This is a genomic window from Kribbella sp. CA-245084 (assembly GCF_050942355.1).
Lineage (GTDB): Bacteria > Actinomycetota > Actinomycetes > Propionibacteriales > Kribbellaceae > Kribbella.
Genome location: NZ_CP192053.1, coordinates 2,143,395 through 2,157,281, shown reverse-complemented (window position 1 = coordinate 2,157,281; position 13,887 = coordinate 2,143,395). Strand labels below are relative to the sequence as shown.

The 13,887-nt window shown below is 67.7% G+C and carries 15 protein-coding genes and 1 tRNA gene; 7 read left to right on the top strand and 9 right to left on the bottom strand.

Features of this window, described 5'->3' with window-relative positions:
- Positions 1-2: 2 nt before the first annotated feature.
- From ACQPYH_RS10540 to ACQPYH_RS10530, 3 genes are read right to left on the bottom strand one after another with little or no spacing between them, the layout of a single operon-like run.
- Entirely contained in the window at positions 3-827 is an 825-nt protein-coding gene (locus tag ACQPYH_RS10540; RefSeq protein ID WP_432889538.1) for a transglutaminase family protein, read from the bottom strand.
- Between the two features lie 47 nt (positions 828-874).
- The gene (locus ACQPYH_RS10535) at positions 875-1,819 is read right to left on the bottom strand and encodes an alpha-E domain-containing protein (protein WP_432889536.1); all 945 of its coding nucleotides are present in this window, start codon (positions 1,817-1,819) and stop codon (positions 875-877) included.
- Between the two features lie 16 nt (positions 1,820-1,835).
- The gene (locus ACQPYH_RS10530; RefSeq protein ID WP_432889534.1) at positions 1,836-3,413 is read right to left on the bottom strand and encodes a circularly permuted type 2 ATP-grasp protein; all 1,578 of its coding nucleotides are present in this window, start codon (positions 3,411-3,413) and stop codon (positions 1,836-1,838) included.
- A 54-nt stretch (positions 3,414-3,467) separates the two neighbouring features.
- Between ACQPYH_RS10530 and bcp the strand changes: the two genes are divergently transcribed.
- The 4 genes from bcp to ACQPYH_RS10510 all read left to right on the top strand — a co-directional run bounded on the left by bcp (position 3,468) and on the right by ACQPYH_RS10510 (position 6,385).
- Entirely contained in the window at positions 3,468-3,935 is a 468-nt protein-coding gene (gene bcp, locus ACQPYH_RS10525; RefSeq protein ID WP_432889532.1) for a thioredoxin-dependent thiol peroxidase, read from the top strand.
- A 350-nt stretch (positions 3,936-4,285) separates the two neighbouring features.
- Positions 4,286-5,920, top strand: a complete 1,635-nt coding sequence (locus ACQPYH_RS10520; protein WP_432889530.1) for a substrate-binding domain-containing protein — start codon at positions 4,286-4,288, stop codon at positions 5,918-5,920.
- 53 nt (positions 5,921-5,973) lie between these two features.
- Positions 5,974-6,054: transfer RNA gene (locus ACQPYH_RS10515), tRNA-Leu, on the top strand.
- Position 6,055: 1 nt separating this feature from the next.
- The gene (locus ACQPYH_RS10510; RefSeq protein WP_432889528.1) at positions 6,056-6,385 is read left to right on the top strand and encodes a nucleoside triphosphate pyrophosphohydrolase family protein; all 330 of its coding nucleotides are present in this window, start codon (positions 6,056-6,058) and stop codon (positions 6,383-6,385) included.
- Positions 6,386-6,413: 28 nt separating this feature from the next.
- On the opposite strand, the gene ACQPYH_RS10505 is transcribed toward ACQPYH_RS10510, so the two are convergent.
- Both ACQPYH_RS10505 and ACQPYH_RS10500 read right to left on the bottom strand, forming a co-directional pair.
- Positions 6,414-7,064: a hypothetical protein gene (locus tag ACQPYH_RS10505; RefSeq protein ID WP_432889526.1), complete on the bottom strand. Its 651-nt coding sequence runs from the start codon at positions 7,062-7,064 to the stop codon at positions 6,414-6,416.
- A 127-nt stretch (positions 7,065-7,191) separates the two neighbouring features.
- On the bottom strand, positions 7,192-8,598 hold the full coding sequence (locus tag ACQPYH_RS10500) for a PEP/pyruvate-binding domain-containing protein (protein ID WP_432889524.1): 1,407 nt from the start codon (positions 8,596-8,598) through the stop codon (positions 7,192-7,194).
- A gap of 71 nt (positions 8,599-8,669) precedes the next feature.
- Here ACQPYH_RS10500 and ACQPYH_RS10495 point away from each other — a divergent pair, with 71 nt between their 5' ends.
- Both ACQPYH_RS10495 and ACQPYH_RS10490 read left to right on the top strand, forming a co-directional pair.
- Complete coding sequence (locus ACQPYH_RS10495; protein WP_432889522.1) at positions 8,670-9,041, top strand: hypothetical protein; 372 nt, start codon at positions 8,670-8,672, stop codon at positions 9,039-9,041.
- Entirely contained in the window at positions 9,038-9,634 is a 597-nt protein-coding gene (locus tag ACQPYH_RS10490) for a transcriptional regulator (RefSeq protein ID WP_432889520.1), read from the top strand. Before ACQPYH_RS10495 ends, ACQPYH_RS10490 begins: the two co-directional genes overlap by 4 nt.
- On the opposite strand, the gene ACQPYH_RS10485 is transcribed toward ACQPYH_RS10490, so the two are convergent.
- Genes ACQPYH_RS10485 through ACQPYH_RS10470 form a run of 4 tightly spaced genes read right to left on the bottom strand, consistent with a single transcriptional unit; the run spans position 9,631 to position 12,392 of the window.
- Complete coding sequence (locus tag ACQPYH_RS10485) at positions 9,631-10,221, bottom strand: hypothetical protein (RefSeq protein WP_432889518.1); 591 nt, start codon at positions 10,219-10,221, stop codon at positions 9,631-9,633. The genes ACQPYH_RS10490 and ACQPYH_RS10485 overlap by 4 nt on opposite strands.
- Positions 10,222-10,223: 2 nt before the next feature.
- A complete protein-coding gene (gene rdgB / locus ACQPYH_RS10480; RefSeq protein WP_432889516.1) occupies positions 10,224-10,829 on the bottom strand; it encodes an RdgB/HAM1 family non-canonical purine NTP pyrophosphatase in 606 nt (201 codons plus the stop codon).
- The gene (gene rph, locus ACQPYH_RS10475; RefSeq protein WP_432889514.1) at positions 10,826-11,542 is read right to left on the bottom strand and encodes a ribonuclease PH; all 717 of its coding nucleotides are present in this window, start codon (positions 11,540-11,542) and stop codon (positions 10,826-10,828) included. The genes rdgB and rph overlap by 4 nt, the downstream gene beginning before the upstream one ends.
- A gap of 10 nt (positions 11,543-11,552) precedes the next feature.
- Positions 11,553-12,392, bottom strand: coding sequence for an SGNH/GDSL hydrolase family protein (locus ACQPYH_RS10470; protein ID WP_432889512.1), 840 nt, complete (start codon positions 12,390-12,392; stop codon positions 11,553-11,555).
- A 202-nt stretch (positions 12,393-12,594) separates the two neighbouring features.
- Between ACQPYH_RS10470 and ACQPYH_RS10465 the strand changes: the two genes are divergently transcribed.
- On the top strand, positions 12,595-13,767 hold the full coding sequence (locus ACQPYH_RS10465) for a Gfo/Idh/MocA family protein (RefSeq protein ID WP_432889510.1): 1,173 nt from the start codon (positions 12,595-12,597) through the stop codon (positions 13,765-13,767).
- Positions 13,768-13,887 lie beyond the last annotated feature (120 nt).

Genomic DNA, 13,887 nt, shown 5'->3' with positions numbered 1-13,887 from the left:
GCTCAGGCTAACCGGGTCATGTCGACGGTCACCTCGATGGCCGTCGCCGCGCCACCGGAGTAGATGCCCTTCAGCGGTGACACGTCGCCGTAGTCCCGCCCGGTCGCCACCCAGACGTGCCGGTGACCGATCGGGATGTCGTTGGTCGGGTCGAATCCCCACCACTCACCGGTCCACGCCTCCACCCACGCATGGCTCTCACCGACGACCGTCTCGCCCACTGCCGCGTCCGGCTTGGTGTGCAGGTAGCCAGAGACGTAGCGGGCCGGTACGTCGACCGCCCGCAGCATTGCCAGCGTCAGGTGCGCGTAGTCCTGACAGACGCCTTCACCGGCCTGCCAGGCGTCGACAGCCGACGAGTGCACACCAGTCGTGCCACGCTGGTACTTCAACGTGTCGTGCACCCACTTCGACACAGCAAGCACGGTCGCCTGCGCCGTACGGCCCTTCCGTAGCGAGCGCGCAACCGCAGCGAGCTCACGGTGCTTCGGGACGTAGCTGGTCCACTCCAGGTACTCCGCATACGCGTCCAGTACCTCGGGTGACTTGAGCTGGGACCAGGTTGCGTCGATGGACGGGGCAGTCTGGTCGGTCGTCTCGACTACGGAGGCTGCGATGACCTTCAGCTCGGTGTGTGGAGTGTGCAGGTCGAACGAGTTGACCTCAGTACCCCAGTAGTCCGTGTACTTGTACGCACGGGTCGCGGGGACTGTCTCCAGCCGCGCCACCATGAGGTTCTGCCGATCGTCGTGACGCGGGGTCAGCCTGGCCTCGTTGTACGACTGCGTGACAGCAGTCGCGTACCTGTAGCCCGTTGTATGCACCACCCGGAGACGCCACTGTGCTTGATTCCTTCCCCGCCCCACCACCCCGGTCACAGGTTCACCTCCGCGTTGTTCCACTCGATCCACGGCACCGCATGGAAGTACTGGCGGGACACGGCCTCCCCCACTTCGCGGACTGTGGTCTGCAGGTCCTGCAGTCTGCCGGTGAGGTTGTCCAGCAGGTCCGCAGGTCGCAGGAACTCCAGATCGCTCCGGGCCTTGCCCAGCAACCGGGCTGCCTCCGCACCAGCACCGATCCGCGCGGCCGGCCCGCGGTCAAGGTCGTCGAGACAGGACTCCGCCTGCTGCAGCGCATGGAACACCGACCGCGGGAACAGGCGGTCCATCAGCAAGAACTGCACGACCCGCGACGCATCCAGTGCCCCGCGGTACGTCCGCAAGTAGGTGTCTTGGGCACCCGCAGAACGCAGTACGGTCACCCAGCCTGGTGAAGTCGGGCGGTCGCCGACTCGGGACATCAGCATCCGGACGATCATGTCCACGCGCTCCACCGAGCGACCGAGCACGAGGAACCGCCATCCGTCGTCGCGGCTCATCGTGGAGTCGGCCAGCCCCGCGAACATCGCCGCCCGGTTCTCCACGAACGTGAAGAACTCATGCGGCCCCACGCGCCGCGCAGCCCGCTGCCGCTCGGGTACGGCGTTCCACATGGCGTTGATGCACTGCCACAGCTCGCTGGACACCACCTCGCGCGCGACGCGGGTGTTCTCGCGAGCGCTGCCGATCGAGGACACGATCGACCCGGTCTCCGGCGACATCGCGACCAGCTCGGTCAGACCCCACACGTCCAGCGTGCTGCCGTCGGGCGGGGTGATGCCGAGGACCGAGAGCAGTCTGCGGCTGGCCGTGTCCGCGTCGACGGTGGCGTCCTCGAGCAGTTGGTGGACCGAGACGTCGAGGATCCGCGCGGTGTCGTCCGCGCGTTCGACGTACCGGCCGATCCAGTACAGCGACTCGGCGTTGCGTGCGAGCATCGTCAGCACCTCCCCATCACTGTTGCTGCTGCTGTTGGGCGACGTTCAGTTCCGGACCGCGCTCCGGCGTCGATGCGCTGTCCTGCTTCACCGTCGCCGTACCAAGACCGGGTCCGCGGAGCTCGGCGTCCTCGTCGGACGCTCTGGGCGCCAGGACCCACGTGTCCTTGGAGCCACCGCCCTGTGACGAGTTGACGATCAGACTGCCCTCGGGAATCGCCACTCTGGTCAGCCCACCTGGGAGAACGAACACGTCGTCGCCGTCGTTGACCGCGAACGGCCGTAGGTCCACATGGCGCGGCTGCAGCCGTTCACCCACCTTCGTGGGCACAGTGGACAGCTGTACGACGGGCTGCGCGATCCAGCCGCGCGGATTGGCCCTGATCCGACGCCGCTGCGCCTGGAGCTCCTTCGGCGAGGCATCCGGCCCGAAGACGATGCCGTACCCACCAGAGCCCTCCACCGGTTTGGTGACCAGCTCGTCGAGACGGTCCAGTACTTCGGTCTGCTCCGCGGGCAGCCAGCACCGGTACGTGTCGACGTTCGGCAGCAGGGGCGTCTCGCCGAGGTAGTACTTCAGGATCTCGGGCAGGTACGTGTAGATCAGCTTGTCGTCGCCCACACCGTTGCCGATCGCGTTGGCGATCACGACGTTGCCTGACCGCGCTGCATTGACCAGGCCGGCCACACCGAGCGCTGAGTCGGGCAGGAAGTGCACCGGGTCCAGGAACTCGTCGTCGATCCGCCGATAGATCACATCGACTCGCTGCTCGCCCTCCGTGGTCCGCAGGTAGATGACGTTGTTGCGGGCGAACAGGTCGCGCCCCTCGACCAGCTCCACCCCCATCTGGCGAGCCAGCAGCGAGTGCTCGAAGTACGCCGAGTTGTAGACGCCCGGTGTCAGCACTACGACGTTCGGATCGGTCGCACTGGTCGGAGCCGCGGCCCGTAAGGCCCTGAGCAGGTGAACTGCGTAGTCGCCGACCGCGCGCACCCGGTGCTTGGCGAACAGGTCCGGGAACACCCTCGCCATCGTCCGGCGGTTCTCCATCACGTACGACACCCCGGACGGGCTGCGCAGGTTGTCCTCGAGCACGCGGAAGTCACCCTGCTCGTCGCGGACCACGTCGATGCCGGCCACGTGGATGCGTACGCCGTTCGGCGGTGCGATGCCGGCTGCCTGCCGGTGGAAGTGTTCGCAGGAGGTGATCAGCCGGCGAGGCAGGACCCCGTCCGCGACGATCTGCTGGTCGCCGTAGATGTCAGCGAGGAATGCCTCCAGCGCCCGCACCCGCTGGACCACGCCGCGCTCCAGCCGGGACCACTCCGCCGCAGTGATCACGCGCGGCACCAGGTCGAGCGGGAACGGCCGCTCCTCCCCCGACAGGCTGAACGTGATCCCCTGGTCGACCAGCGCCCGGTCCAGCGCCTCGGACCGGGTAGTCAGGTCCGCAGGTTGCAGCGGTTTGAGCGAGTCGTGCAGCCGCTTGTACGCCGTACGCACACCGTCGACCGGGTCGAACATCTCGTCGTACGCCCCCGCGTGCGGGCGGCGCGGATCCAGATAGCCGTCGAAGAGTTGGCGGGGACTCATGGGCGCATCTTGCCCGTACGATTGCGGCACTTCAATCAATTCCTGGAGGACCTGATGTCCGATCGTCTGTCCGTCGGCGACACCGCACCCGACTTCACCCTGCCCGATGCCGACGGCAACGACGTGGCGCTGAAGGATCTGCGCGGGAAGAGCGTGATCGTCTACTTCTACCCGGCCGCGATGACCCCGGGCTGCACCAAGCAGGCCTGCGACTTCCGCGACTCGCTCGACTCGCTGCAGGCCCACGGGTACGCCGTACTCGGGGTCTCCCCGGACAAGCCGGCCAAGCTGGCGAAGTTCCGCGAGCGCGACGGCGTGACGTTCCCGCTGCTCAGCGACCCCGACAAAGAGGTCCTGCAGGCCTACGGCGCCTTCGGCGAGAAGACGATGTACGGCAAGAAGGTGACCGGCGTGATCCGGTCCACGTTCGTCGTCGACCCGGACGGCAAGATCGCCGTCGCGCAGTACAACGTGAAGGCCACCGGGCACGTCGCCAAGCTGCGCCGCGACCTGGGCCTGTGAATCCACGCTGTTAAGAGCAGTGTGAAAAGGCACCCTGCCCTGGGCTGTTCCGGAGGGAAACCTTCGACAGTTTCACGGAGATGGTCCATGGAACGGTCGTTTGACCAAACTGGTTGATGTGATTTGGATCACACCAGGATCTCACCGGACCGCGACGGCGCCGATACGGTCGGTGAGTTTTACAGCGTTCTTGTGAAAGAGCGGTACTGCGGGGACCACCCGCGTTCAACCACAGCTGTGTCAAGAATCGTCACGGCCTTCGCCCTGACCTGCCGAAACCGGGTAATCTGCGCGCGCAGTCAGCCTCTGGGAGGGAGGGACCTGCCGCGATGGGAAAACATTCCTCTGCGGTGACGGGAAGTAACAACAACCGCCGTTCGGTGTACATCACCGCGGTCGGCTTGTTGGTGCTTTCACTGGGAGCGGTGTTCGTGGTCCGCTCCTTCGGATCGGAGTCGGGAGCCGACGGATTCCTCGGCGGCAACAAGGCGTGTGACGACCCGACACAGATCCAGATGGCGACCACGCCCGAGATGCAGTCCTCGCTCGAAGCCGCGGCCAAGTCGCTGGCAGCCAAGGGCGGCAAGGACGGCAACCCGTGCCTGCAGTTCACCATCACGGCGGCCCCGTCGTCCCAGATCGCTCGCGACGTCGCACATGGCAGCGACAACCGGCCTGACCTCTGGGTGCCGGACTCCTCGCTGTGGGTCGCCCAGGCCGACGACGGCCAGAGCGTCCCGACCATCGCGGTCCAGTCCATCGCGACCTCGCCGTTGGTGCTCGTCGGCCGGCGGACGAACTTCGCCGACACGTCCTCGTGGCTGCGCATCATGAGCAAGACCCAGCCGGCCTTGCTCGACCCGCTCAGCACCTCGCCCGGCGCGCTCGCGCTGCTCGCGGTGCAGGCGGAGCGGGCGAAGACGTCCGCGTCGGAGACCCAGGTGTCGCAGGTGATCGTTCCGCTGGCCCAGCGCCTCGGTTCGATGGCCAAGCCGTACACGGACGCCGAGGCGCTGTTCGGCCGGGCGGACCAGGACGGCAGCACGACCATCGTGCCGGCGTCCGAGCAGAGCTTCGTGAAGTACCAGGAAGACCACCCGGACGCCCAGCTCAAGGCGATCCAGCCGACCACCGGCACGCTGTACCTGGACTACCCGATCGTGGTCACCACCAAGTCCGACACCGACGCCGCGTCCAACGCCGCCCAGGCGCTGGCCGGTGAGCTGCTGACCGACTCGGCCGGGCAGGCGCGTGACCAGGCCGGGTTCCGCGACACCCAGCTGAGCCCGCTCAGCGGCGGGCGTGGTGTCGGCGACGTCAACCAGCTGACCAAGCCGACCAGCGAGGCGATCGACACCACGCTGCAGAACTGGACCCGGCTGTCGCTGCTGACGCACTCGCTGGCCGTCATCGACGTATCCGGTTCGATGGCCGACAAGGTCGGCTCCAAGACCCGGATGCAGCTGACCATCGAGGCGGCGATCGGCGGCCTCAGCCTGTTCCCGGACAGCGCCTCGCTCGGCCTGTGGACGTTCTCGACGAAGATCGGCTCTGACGGGGTGGCCGACTACAAGGAGCTGGTTCCGATCTCACCGCTGTCGAAGCGGCAGCGCGGGAAGATCGTCGACCAGCTGAAGATCCAGCACCCGATCGCCAACGGCGGCACCGGCCTGTACGACACCGCGATCTCCGCGGTGCGCACCGTCCGAGCCAGCTACGACCAGCGCGCGGTGAACTCGGTCCTGCTGTTCACCGACGGCAAGAACGACGACCCGGGCAGCCCGACCCTCGCTCAGGCCGTCAACATTCTGCGCGGTCTGCAGGACCCCGGCCGCCCGGTCCGCATCATCGCCCTCGGTATGGGCCCTGAGGTGAACGCCGACGAGCTCAGCGCCCTGGCTCAGGCCACCGGCGGCCAGGCGTACGTCGCCCGCCAGCCCAGCGACCTGAAGAGCGTCTTCATCGACGCCCTGCAGAGCCGCTGACGCAGTCGCCTCCCCTAGGATGTTCGTCTAGGGGAGGCGTCCGCGCCTCTTCAGCCAGAGTGGTGGAACGGCAGACACACCGGCTTTAGGTGCCGGCGCCCCCGGGCGTGCGGGTTCAACTCCCGCCTCTGGCACATGCACTTGAACGAGTACCAGCAGGCCGCCCTCCGGACCGCCGCCCCGAAGGACAAGCCCAACGAGGTCTTCCAGCTGCTACTCGGACTGGTCGGCGAAGCAGGCGAACTCGCCGAGAAGGCAAAGAAGATCGTCCGCGACCAGGACAGCGACTTCACCCAGTGGGACCCCGAAGACCTCGCCAAGGAACTCGGCGACACCCTCTGGTACGTCGCAGTGCTCGCCGACTTCTTCGACGTACCACTCGAAGAAGTCGCCCAGCTCAACCTCACCAAACTCGCCGACCGCCAGGCCCGAAACATGCTCAGCGGCAGCGGCGACAACCGCTGAGCCTTGCGGGTTCAGGCCTGGCGGATGGTCAGCCGATCTTGGTCCAGGAGCCGCAGTAGCGGGTTTCGAAGGCCTTGTCGGTCTTCTTGATGGTGATGACCTGGTTGCCGCCGTTGCCGTTGGCGATGATCGCGTCGAGATCGCCGTTGGTGCTCTTGAGGCGGGCCCAGTAGCAGTCGCCCTCGTTGCCGTTCCGGTAGGTGCCAGGCTTGATATCGGCGCCTACCAGGTACACGCCGTCCTCGGAGATGGCGGCCTTCGGTGCGGGCGGTGGCGCCGTCACCGTCTTCGCCGGTCCGGGCACGGTCTGAGTGATCGTTGGGCCTGGGACGGTGGCGCCGGCCGGTCCCGGAACGGTCTTGGTCACCGTCGGTTGCGGCGCACCGGCGCTCGCGGAGGGTGACACGCTGTTGCCGCTCCCCGCGGAGCCGATGATCAGCCCGAGTACGAAGGTGCCGGCGGCAACGGCCCACGGGACCCAGCGTCGCGGCTTCTTCGGCTGCAGCTGCTGTGGCGGTCGCGGCGGTTGCTGCGGCGGCTGCTGCGGCTGCTGTGGCTGCTGCTGTGGCGGGAACTGCTGCTGGTACTGCGGATTGAACGGCGGTTGGGTGGCGGCTCCGTGGCCTGCCGGGAACTGCTGGTTCGGGTCGTGCGTGTACTGCGGGTATTGCTGAGACATGATGATTCCTCCCCCGGTCCCCGAGCCCCCCTCGGGATCCACGGCCAGACAGTAACGGCGAGTAACAGTTGCTGCCTAGACCGAAAGAGCCTCCAGATCGAAACGTCAGTCGATTCGTTACTTTCGGTCACAGGTGAATGGTGCCGGTAGTGCCGTTGATGGTTAGCGGGGTGTCGTCGGGGATCTGGGTGGTGGCGTCCGGGACGGCCAGCACGGCCGGGATGCCTCGTTCCCTCGCGATGATGGCGGCGTGGGAAAGAACGCCCCCTTGCTCGGTGATAACGCCGGCAGCGATGGACAGGAGTGGCGTCCAGGCCGGGTCGGTAAAGGGACAGACGAGGATGTCCCCGGCGCGAACCTGAGGAAAGTCGGCCGCACCACGGACGACTCTCGCGGGGCCGGCCGCAGTGCCGTGACTGCCCGGGGTGCCGGTGAGGGTGCCGGGGATGCCGGTGAGGGTGCCTGGGATGCCGGTGAGGGTGCCTGCGGTGCCGGTGCCTGCGCTGCCCGTACCTGCGCCGCCCGTACCTGCGCTGCCCGTACCTGCGCTGCCCGTACCTGCGCTGCCCGTGCCGGTACCAGCGGTGCCCGTACCGGTGCCAGCGGTGCCCGTGCCAGCGGTGCCCGTGCCGGTGCCAGCGGTGCCCGTGCCTGCGGTGACGGTGACGGTGAGGGTGCCTGGGGTGCCGGTGGGCGGGGCTGGGGTGCGGGTTGCGGGCGTGGGTGGGGACGTTGGGGTGGGTGGGGGCTGGGCGGTGATGGGGCGGGATTGTAGGAGCCAGGGAGTGTTGGCGGCGATGGCCCATTCGAGGTCTTGGGGGGTGCCTAGGGCGGTTGCGGCCTGGTGGGCGAGGATGGCTAGGTGTACGGCGGTTGCGTCGGAGAGGGTGGGGATCCCGCGGCGGGTGGTGGGGACCTGGTGGGTGCCGGTCAGGGTGAGGGTGGTTTGTTTGTCGGCGATCGTGCGGGTGACTCTGCCGTCGGCCACCTCGTATCTGTCGGGGGTCACGCGGCCTTCGACGACGCTCGGGCCCAGACCCCAGGAGGCCTCGATCGTCGTCGTGCCGTCAGTGGTGAACATGACGCCGGAGACGTCCGAGTCGAGTTGGAGCTGGACGATCACGGCCATCGGCGGGGCCTCGGAGCCGTTGCGGTAAGCGACCGCGCGGGGCGACCACACCGACGCACGGCAAGCCTGTATGGCGTCCAGAACCGCAGCCAACCCTCGTACGCCGAGGAAGCTGTCGTGCTGACCCGCTGCCGAGGTGTGTGCGGTGTCTTCGTTCGCAGCCGACGACCGTACGGCGACCAGCGGGTCACCCATCCGCTCAAGCCACTCCCCAAGCTCATCCGCAACCGCGCCACGAGGCACGACAGCACGGTCCACGACAGCGTCGGTGGGCGCGTTCAGGAGAGCGTCGGCGGGGACGACCACACCGGCTGGGATCGGGAGGCCGGCGCGGATTAGGGCGGCTAGGCCGGCGGCCTTGCCGCCGTGCTGGTCTGCGGTCGCTTCTGCCAGCGGGACCAGCATGGCTTCCCCTATCAACGGAGCGTTGACAACGGAATGTTGACAACGTTTTGTTGATGATCCACTGTTGGTGGATGCGAAGCAAGCAGGATGCGGATCAGGGGCAGGCTGAGCGGCAGCGCGAGGCTCGGGAGCGGCTGTTGACGAGGGGTGCGAAGGAGTTGGCGGCTCGGCCGTGGCGGCCGGCGCCGGTGCCGTTGTCGGCGGTGGATCTGACTCAGTTTGCGGCCTGGCGGTCAGCTGACCTGACTGACGACGACCTGTTGGCTGCGCTCGCGCTTCTGCCAGCAGCACGCGCTGAGGTGGAGGAGGTCGAGTCGGGCCTGCTGTTCCTGGCGAGGAGCTCGGGGCTGACCTGGGCGGAGATGGCCGACGCGATGGGGTTCAGTTCGCCGCAGGCCTGTCAGCAGCGGTTCAACCGGCTCGCCGCGCGGATGGACTCATGATGCATCTCGTGCTGCACGCCGTACGGCTGCTGGGATTCGCAGACACCCCGCAGATCGCCAAGCGTTTCGACCTCCCGCAGCAAGCAGTCGAGGAAGCGCTCAACGACTCCGAGGCGCAGGGCTGGACAACCCGCAGTACGTTCGCCGGCACCTCTGGCTGGTCGCTGACAGAGGCCGGCCGCGCGGAGAACGAGCGCCGACTCGCGGCGGAGCTTGCCGACAAAGCGGACATAAGCACGGTGTACGCCGACTTCCTGCCGCTCAACGCCCTTCTCCAACAGGCCTGCACCGACTGGCAACTACGCCCAACCCCCACCGACCCGCTCGCAGCGAACGACCACACCGACCCCGCCTGGGACGCCGGCATCCTCCACGAGCTGAAAATGATCGACAGAGCCCTAGCCCCGATCGCCGCCAGACTCACCAGCGTCCTGCCCCGTTTCCAGGGCTACGACACCAGATTCACTGCCGCACTGGAACGCGCCACCGCAGGCGAGACGGCCTGGGTCGATCGGTCCGACGTCGACTCCTGTCACCGCGTCTGGTTCGAACTCCACGAGGACCTGATAGCAACCCTCAACCTCAAGCGCTAGTTGCCCAGAGCATCCAAATACGCCGCGCCTCGAGGGCTGAGCTCGTAGCCGATCTCGAGGCTGTGGGTCAGGCCGAGGTTCTTGAGCTTGCGGACGTCGAGCTTGAACGGTGCGGTCTCCCGCCCGACCGAGGCTGCAAGATCTGCCGCCCGGGTAGCAGGCCGAGACTGGATCAGCTGGAGCGTCTCCGTGGTCCATGCACCGTGATGGCTCAGCTGGTCGAACTGGGCCAGCCGAGCGCGCAGATCATCCAGATCCTGAAGGCCAAGCGACGTCTGCGCCGCCAGCTCCTCACGCGGATCCGGTCCCTCGACGAGATGGAAGCGGATCAGGAATGTCGGCATCGACTCGTCACCGCGCAACCGCCGCCGGACATCCTTGGCGTTGCGGCGGTCAGCCAGAGCGACTTCGGCATCGGTGTCCGCGATCAACTCCGGATTGACCGTGCGGATGCTGTCGATCTCGATCCGGCCCGCGTTCGTGCGGTAGATCCGTCCCTCGACCACCCGCGGCTCGGCCCACCGCCGGTAGGCGACGGTGATCTTCCCGTCCGCAACCCCGTCCCGATCCGATCCTGCGAACAACATCGTTAGCTCCCCAACGCCTTCGCGACCAGCGGCGCGAGCGCGCGCAGCGCCTTGCCGCGGTGGCTGATCGCGTCCTTCTCCTCGATGGACAGTTCGGCCGTGGTCCGGTCGTACCCCTCGGCCTGGAACAGCACGTCGTACCCGAAGCCGCCCGTCCCACGCAGCGAGTGGATGACCGACCCGCGCATCTCGCCGATCACGACCTCGTCGTCGGCATCCGGGCGTACGAACGCCACCGCCGCCACGAACGACGCCCCGCGCCGCTCGTCCGGGACGTCCTCCAGCTGACCGAGCAGCAGCAGGTTGTTGGCCTGGTTGTCCTTCAACGGCCCGGACCAGCGGGCCGACAGTACGCCGGGCATCCCGTTCAGCGCATCGACGCAGATGCCGCTGTCGTCCGCGATCGACGGCAGCCCGGTCGCGGCCAGCGCGGCGTGCGCCTTCAGCAGCGCATTCCCCTCGAACGTCGGCTCGGTCTCGGCCGGCTCGTCGTACGCCGGTACGTCGCCGAGCCCGAGCACCTCGATGCCGGGCACGATCGGCGTCAGGATCCGCCGCAGCTCCTCGAGCTTCTTCTTGTTGTTCGACGCGAGCAGCACCTGACTCATGCCAGCGCCTCCTGCTGCAGCTTCGCCAGGTCAGCACAGCCTGCCACACCGAGCGAGAGCAGGCTGTCCAGCTCCAAACGGTCGAACGGCGCGCCCTCGGCCGTGCCCTGCACCTCGATGAACTTGCCGTCGCCGGTGATCACCAGGTTCATGTCGGTCTCGGCCCGGACGTCCTCTTCGTAGCAGAGGTCCAGCATCGGCGCCCCGTCGATGATCCCGACCGACACCGCCGACACCGTCCCGGTCAGCGGCTCGCTCTTCAGCAGCTTCTTCTCGCGCAGGAACGACACCGCGTCCGCCAGTGCGACGTACGCGCCGGTGATCGCCGCGGTCCGCGTCCCGCCGTCGGCCTGCAGTACGTCGCAGTCCAGCAGGATCGTGTTCTCGCCGAGCGCCTTGTAGTCGATCACGGCCCGCAGCGAGCGCCCGATCAGCCGGGAGATCTCGTGCGTACGGCCGCCGATCTTGCCCTTCACCGACTCGCGGTCCGAGCGGGTGTTGGTCGCCCGCGGCAGCATCGCGTACTCCGCGCTGACCCAGCCGAGGCCCGACCCCTTGCGCCAGCGCGGCACGCCCTCGGTCACGCTCGCCGCGCACAGCACCCGGGTCCGCCCGAACTCGACCAGCACCGAGCCCTCGGCGTGGTCGAGCCAGTTCCTGGTGATCGTCACCGGGCGGAGCTCGTCAGCGTTACGTCCATCAATTCGGGCCATGAATCAGACCCTATGCCTCCAGACGCTGGACCTCCGCATTGGACGAAGGCGGGAGGGCGACGGACGACGGCAGGTCAATGGACGACGGTGGGAGGACAAGCGACGGGCGGCTGAGCGGCCGGACCTGCGTGACCGCCATCCTGGCCGCCCACGGCAGCAGGTCGTTGGCCCGGCGCCCGACCCACGGCACGCCTTCGCGTACCAGCCACATCGCGTCTGCCCAGCGACTCGGCGGCCGGTAGGCACAGTCCAGATCCGGCCGTACCTCGATCGGCAGCCCGCGGATCGCCAACTCGTCGGCGAACGCGCGGGCGAGCTTGCGATGCCCGCGCTCCCCCGGATGCAGCCGGTCGATGCTCCAGAAGTCCCGCCGGTACACCTCGGGGTAATCGGCCATGTCCAGCCGGATCCCGCCGTACCGCGCGTGCAGGTCGTCGAACACCACGTTGACCTGCTCGATCCGGTGCCACAGCGGTCGCCGCAGCCATTTCGGCAGGCCGAACACCTTGCCGTGGTCGTGGAACCGGACCGTCAGCAGCAACGCGCCGCGGGCGGTCAGCTGGTCCGCGATCTGCTGCAGGTGATCCCGGATCCGGCCGGCGTCGAAGGTCGACCGCAGGGTGTCGTTCACCCCGACGATCAAGGAGGCGATGTCGATCGGACCATCACCGGTCTCGGGCAGTTGCTCGGTCGCGACGATCGGCACGGTGGCGCCGCTGGTCGCGAAGTTGGAGAACGTCACACGGTGGGAGCTGGCCAGGGAGTCGGCGAGCAGCGAGGCCCAGCCTCGCCACCCCTCGCCCGGGCGCGCACCGGCACCGGACAGGTCGGTTGTACTGCTGCCGTTCATCGGGTCCCCGACACCTACGGTGGTCGAGTCCCCCAGTGCCACGTAGTGGAGGCTCACATTCCGCCATGGTGGGCGCACGGAGCGAGACTGTGATGTTCGGCGGATGACGAGTGGGGCAACGTCATGTCAAAGGCAGGTGATTGAGGATCAGAACTGCTCGGAGTTAGGCTTCTGGAAACAACTATGTGCAGGAGTGCCTGGTATGAGTGATCTTCGGTTTGGCGTGGTGGGTCTTGGGGCCCGGAGTCGGATCGCGAAGTACGCGCACCGGCCCGGCGAGGGGTCGGAGGTCGTGGCTGTCGCCGACCCGTCCGCACCCCAGCGGGACGCGACGCTCGAGTTGTACCCGCAAGCTACGGCGCACGCCGAGCACACCGAGCTGCTGGACCAGAAGCTCGACGGTGTGTTCCTGACGACGCCCGACGACCTGCACGAGGGGCCGGCGATCGACTTCCTCCGGGCCGGGGTCAACGTCTTCGTGGAGAAGCCGCTGGCGATCACCACCGAAGGGTGCGATCGCGTGCTGCAGGCGGCGTACGACTCCGGCGCACGGCTGTACGTCGGCCACAACATGCGCCACATGTCCGTCGTACTGACGATGCGCAAGCTGATCCAGGACGGCGCGATCGGCGACGTCAAGGCGATCTGGTGCCGGCACTTCGTCGGCCACGGCGGTGACTTCTACTTCAAGGACTGGCACGCGGACCGTCGCCGTACCACCGGACTGCTGCTGCAGAAGGGTGCCCACGACATCGACGTGATGCACTGGCTGGCCGGCGGCTACACGACCCGGGTGAACGCGATGGGTGCGCTCAGCCTGTACGGCGGGATCGAGGACCGGCAGGATCGCTCGGACCAGCGGTTCAAGGAGTTCGTCAGCGAGAAGAACTGGCCCCCGCTGGAGCAGAAGGGCCTGGCTCCGGTGATGGACGTCGAGGACATTTCGCAGGTGAACCTGCTGCTCGACAACGGCGTGATGATGAACTACGAGCAGTGCCACTACACGCCGGACTACTGGCGCAACTACACCGTCATCGGCACGCACGGCCGGCTGGAGAACTTCGGCGACACCGCGGGCGGCGTGGTGAAGGTCTGGAACAGCCGTCGCTCGGGGTACCGCGAGGACGCCGACCAGGTCGTCGAGATCTCCGGCGAGACCGACCACCACGGCGGCGCCGACCCGCACCTGGTCGCCGAGTTCGTGAACTTCGTCCGCGACGGCGGCGCGACGCTCACATCCCCGGTCGCCGCCCGCGCCGCGGTCGCCGCCGGCTACGCCGCGACCCAGTCGCTCCGCGCGAACGGCGTACCGCAGGACATCCCGCCGCTCGACCCGACCCTGGTCGCGTATTTCGACAATGGCCAAACGCGCTGAGTGCTACGATCCTCGACGTGACCTGGTACGCCGCTATGCGAATGCTGAGCCCTCGATGCGGGTGACTTCAGCGGCGTAGGCACGTGTGCTTGCAGCGAGAGGCCCCCGATGTCGGGGGCC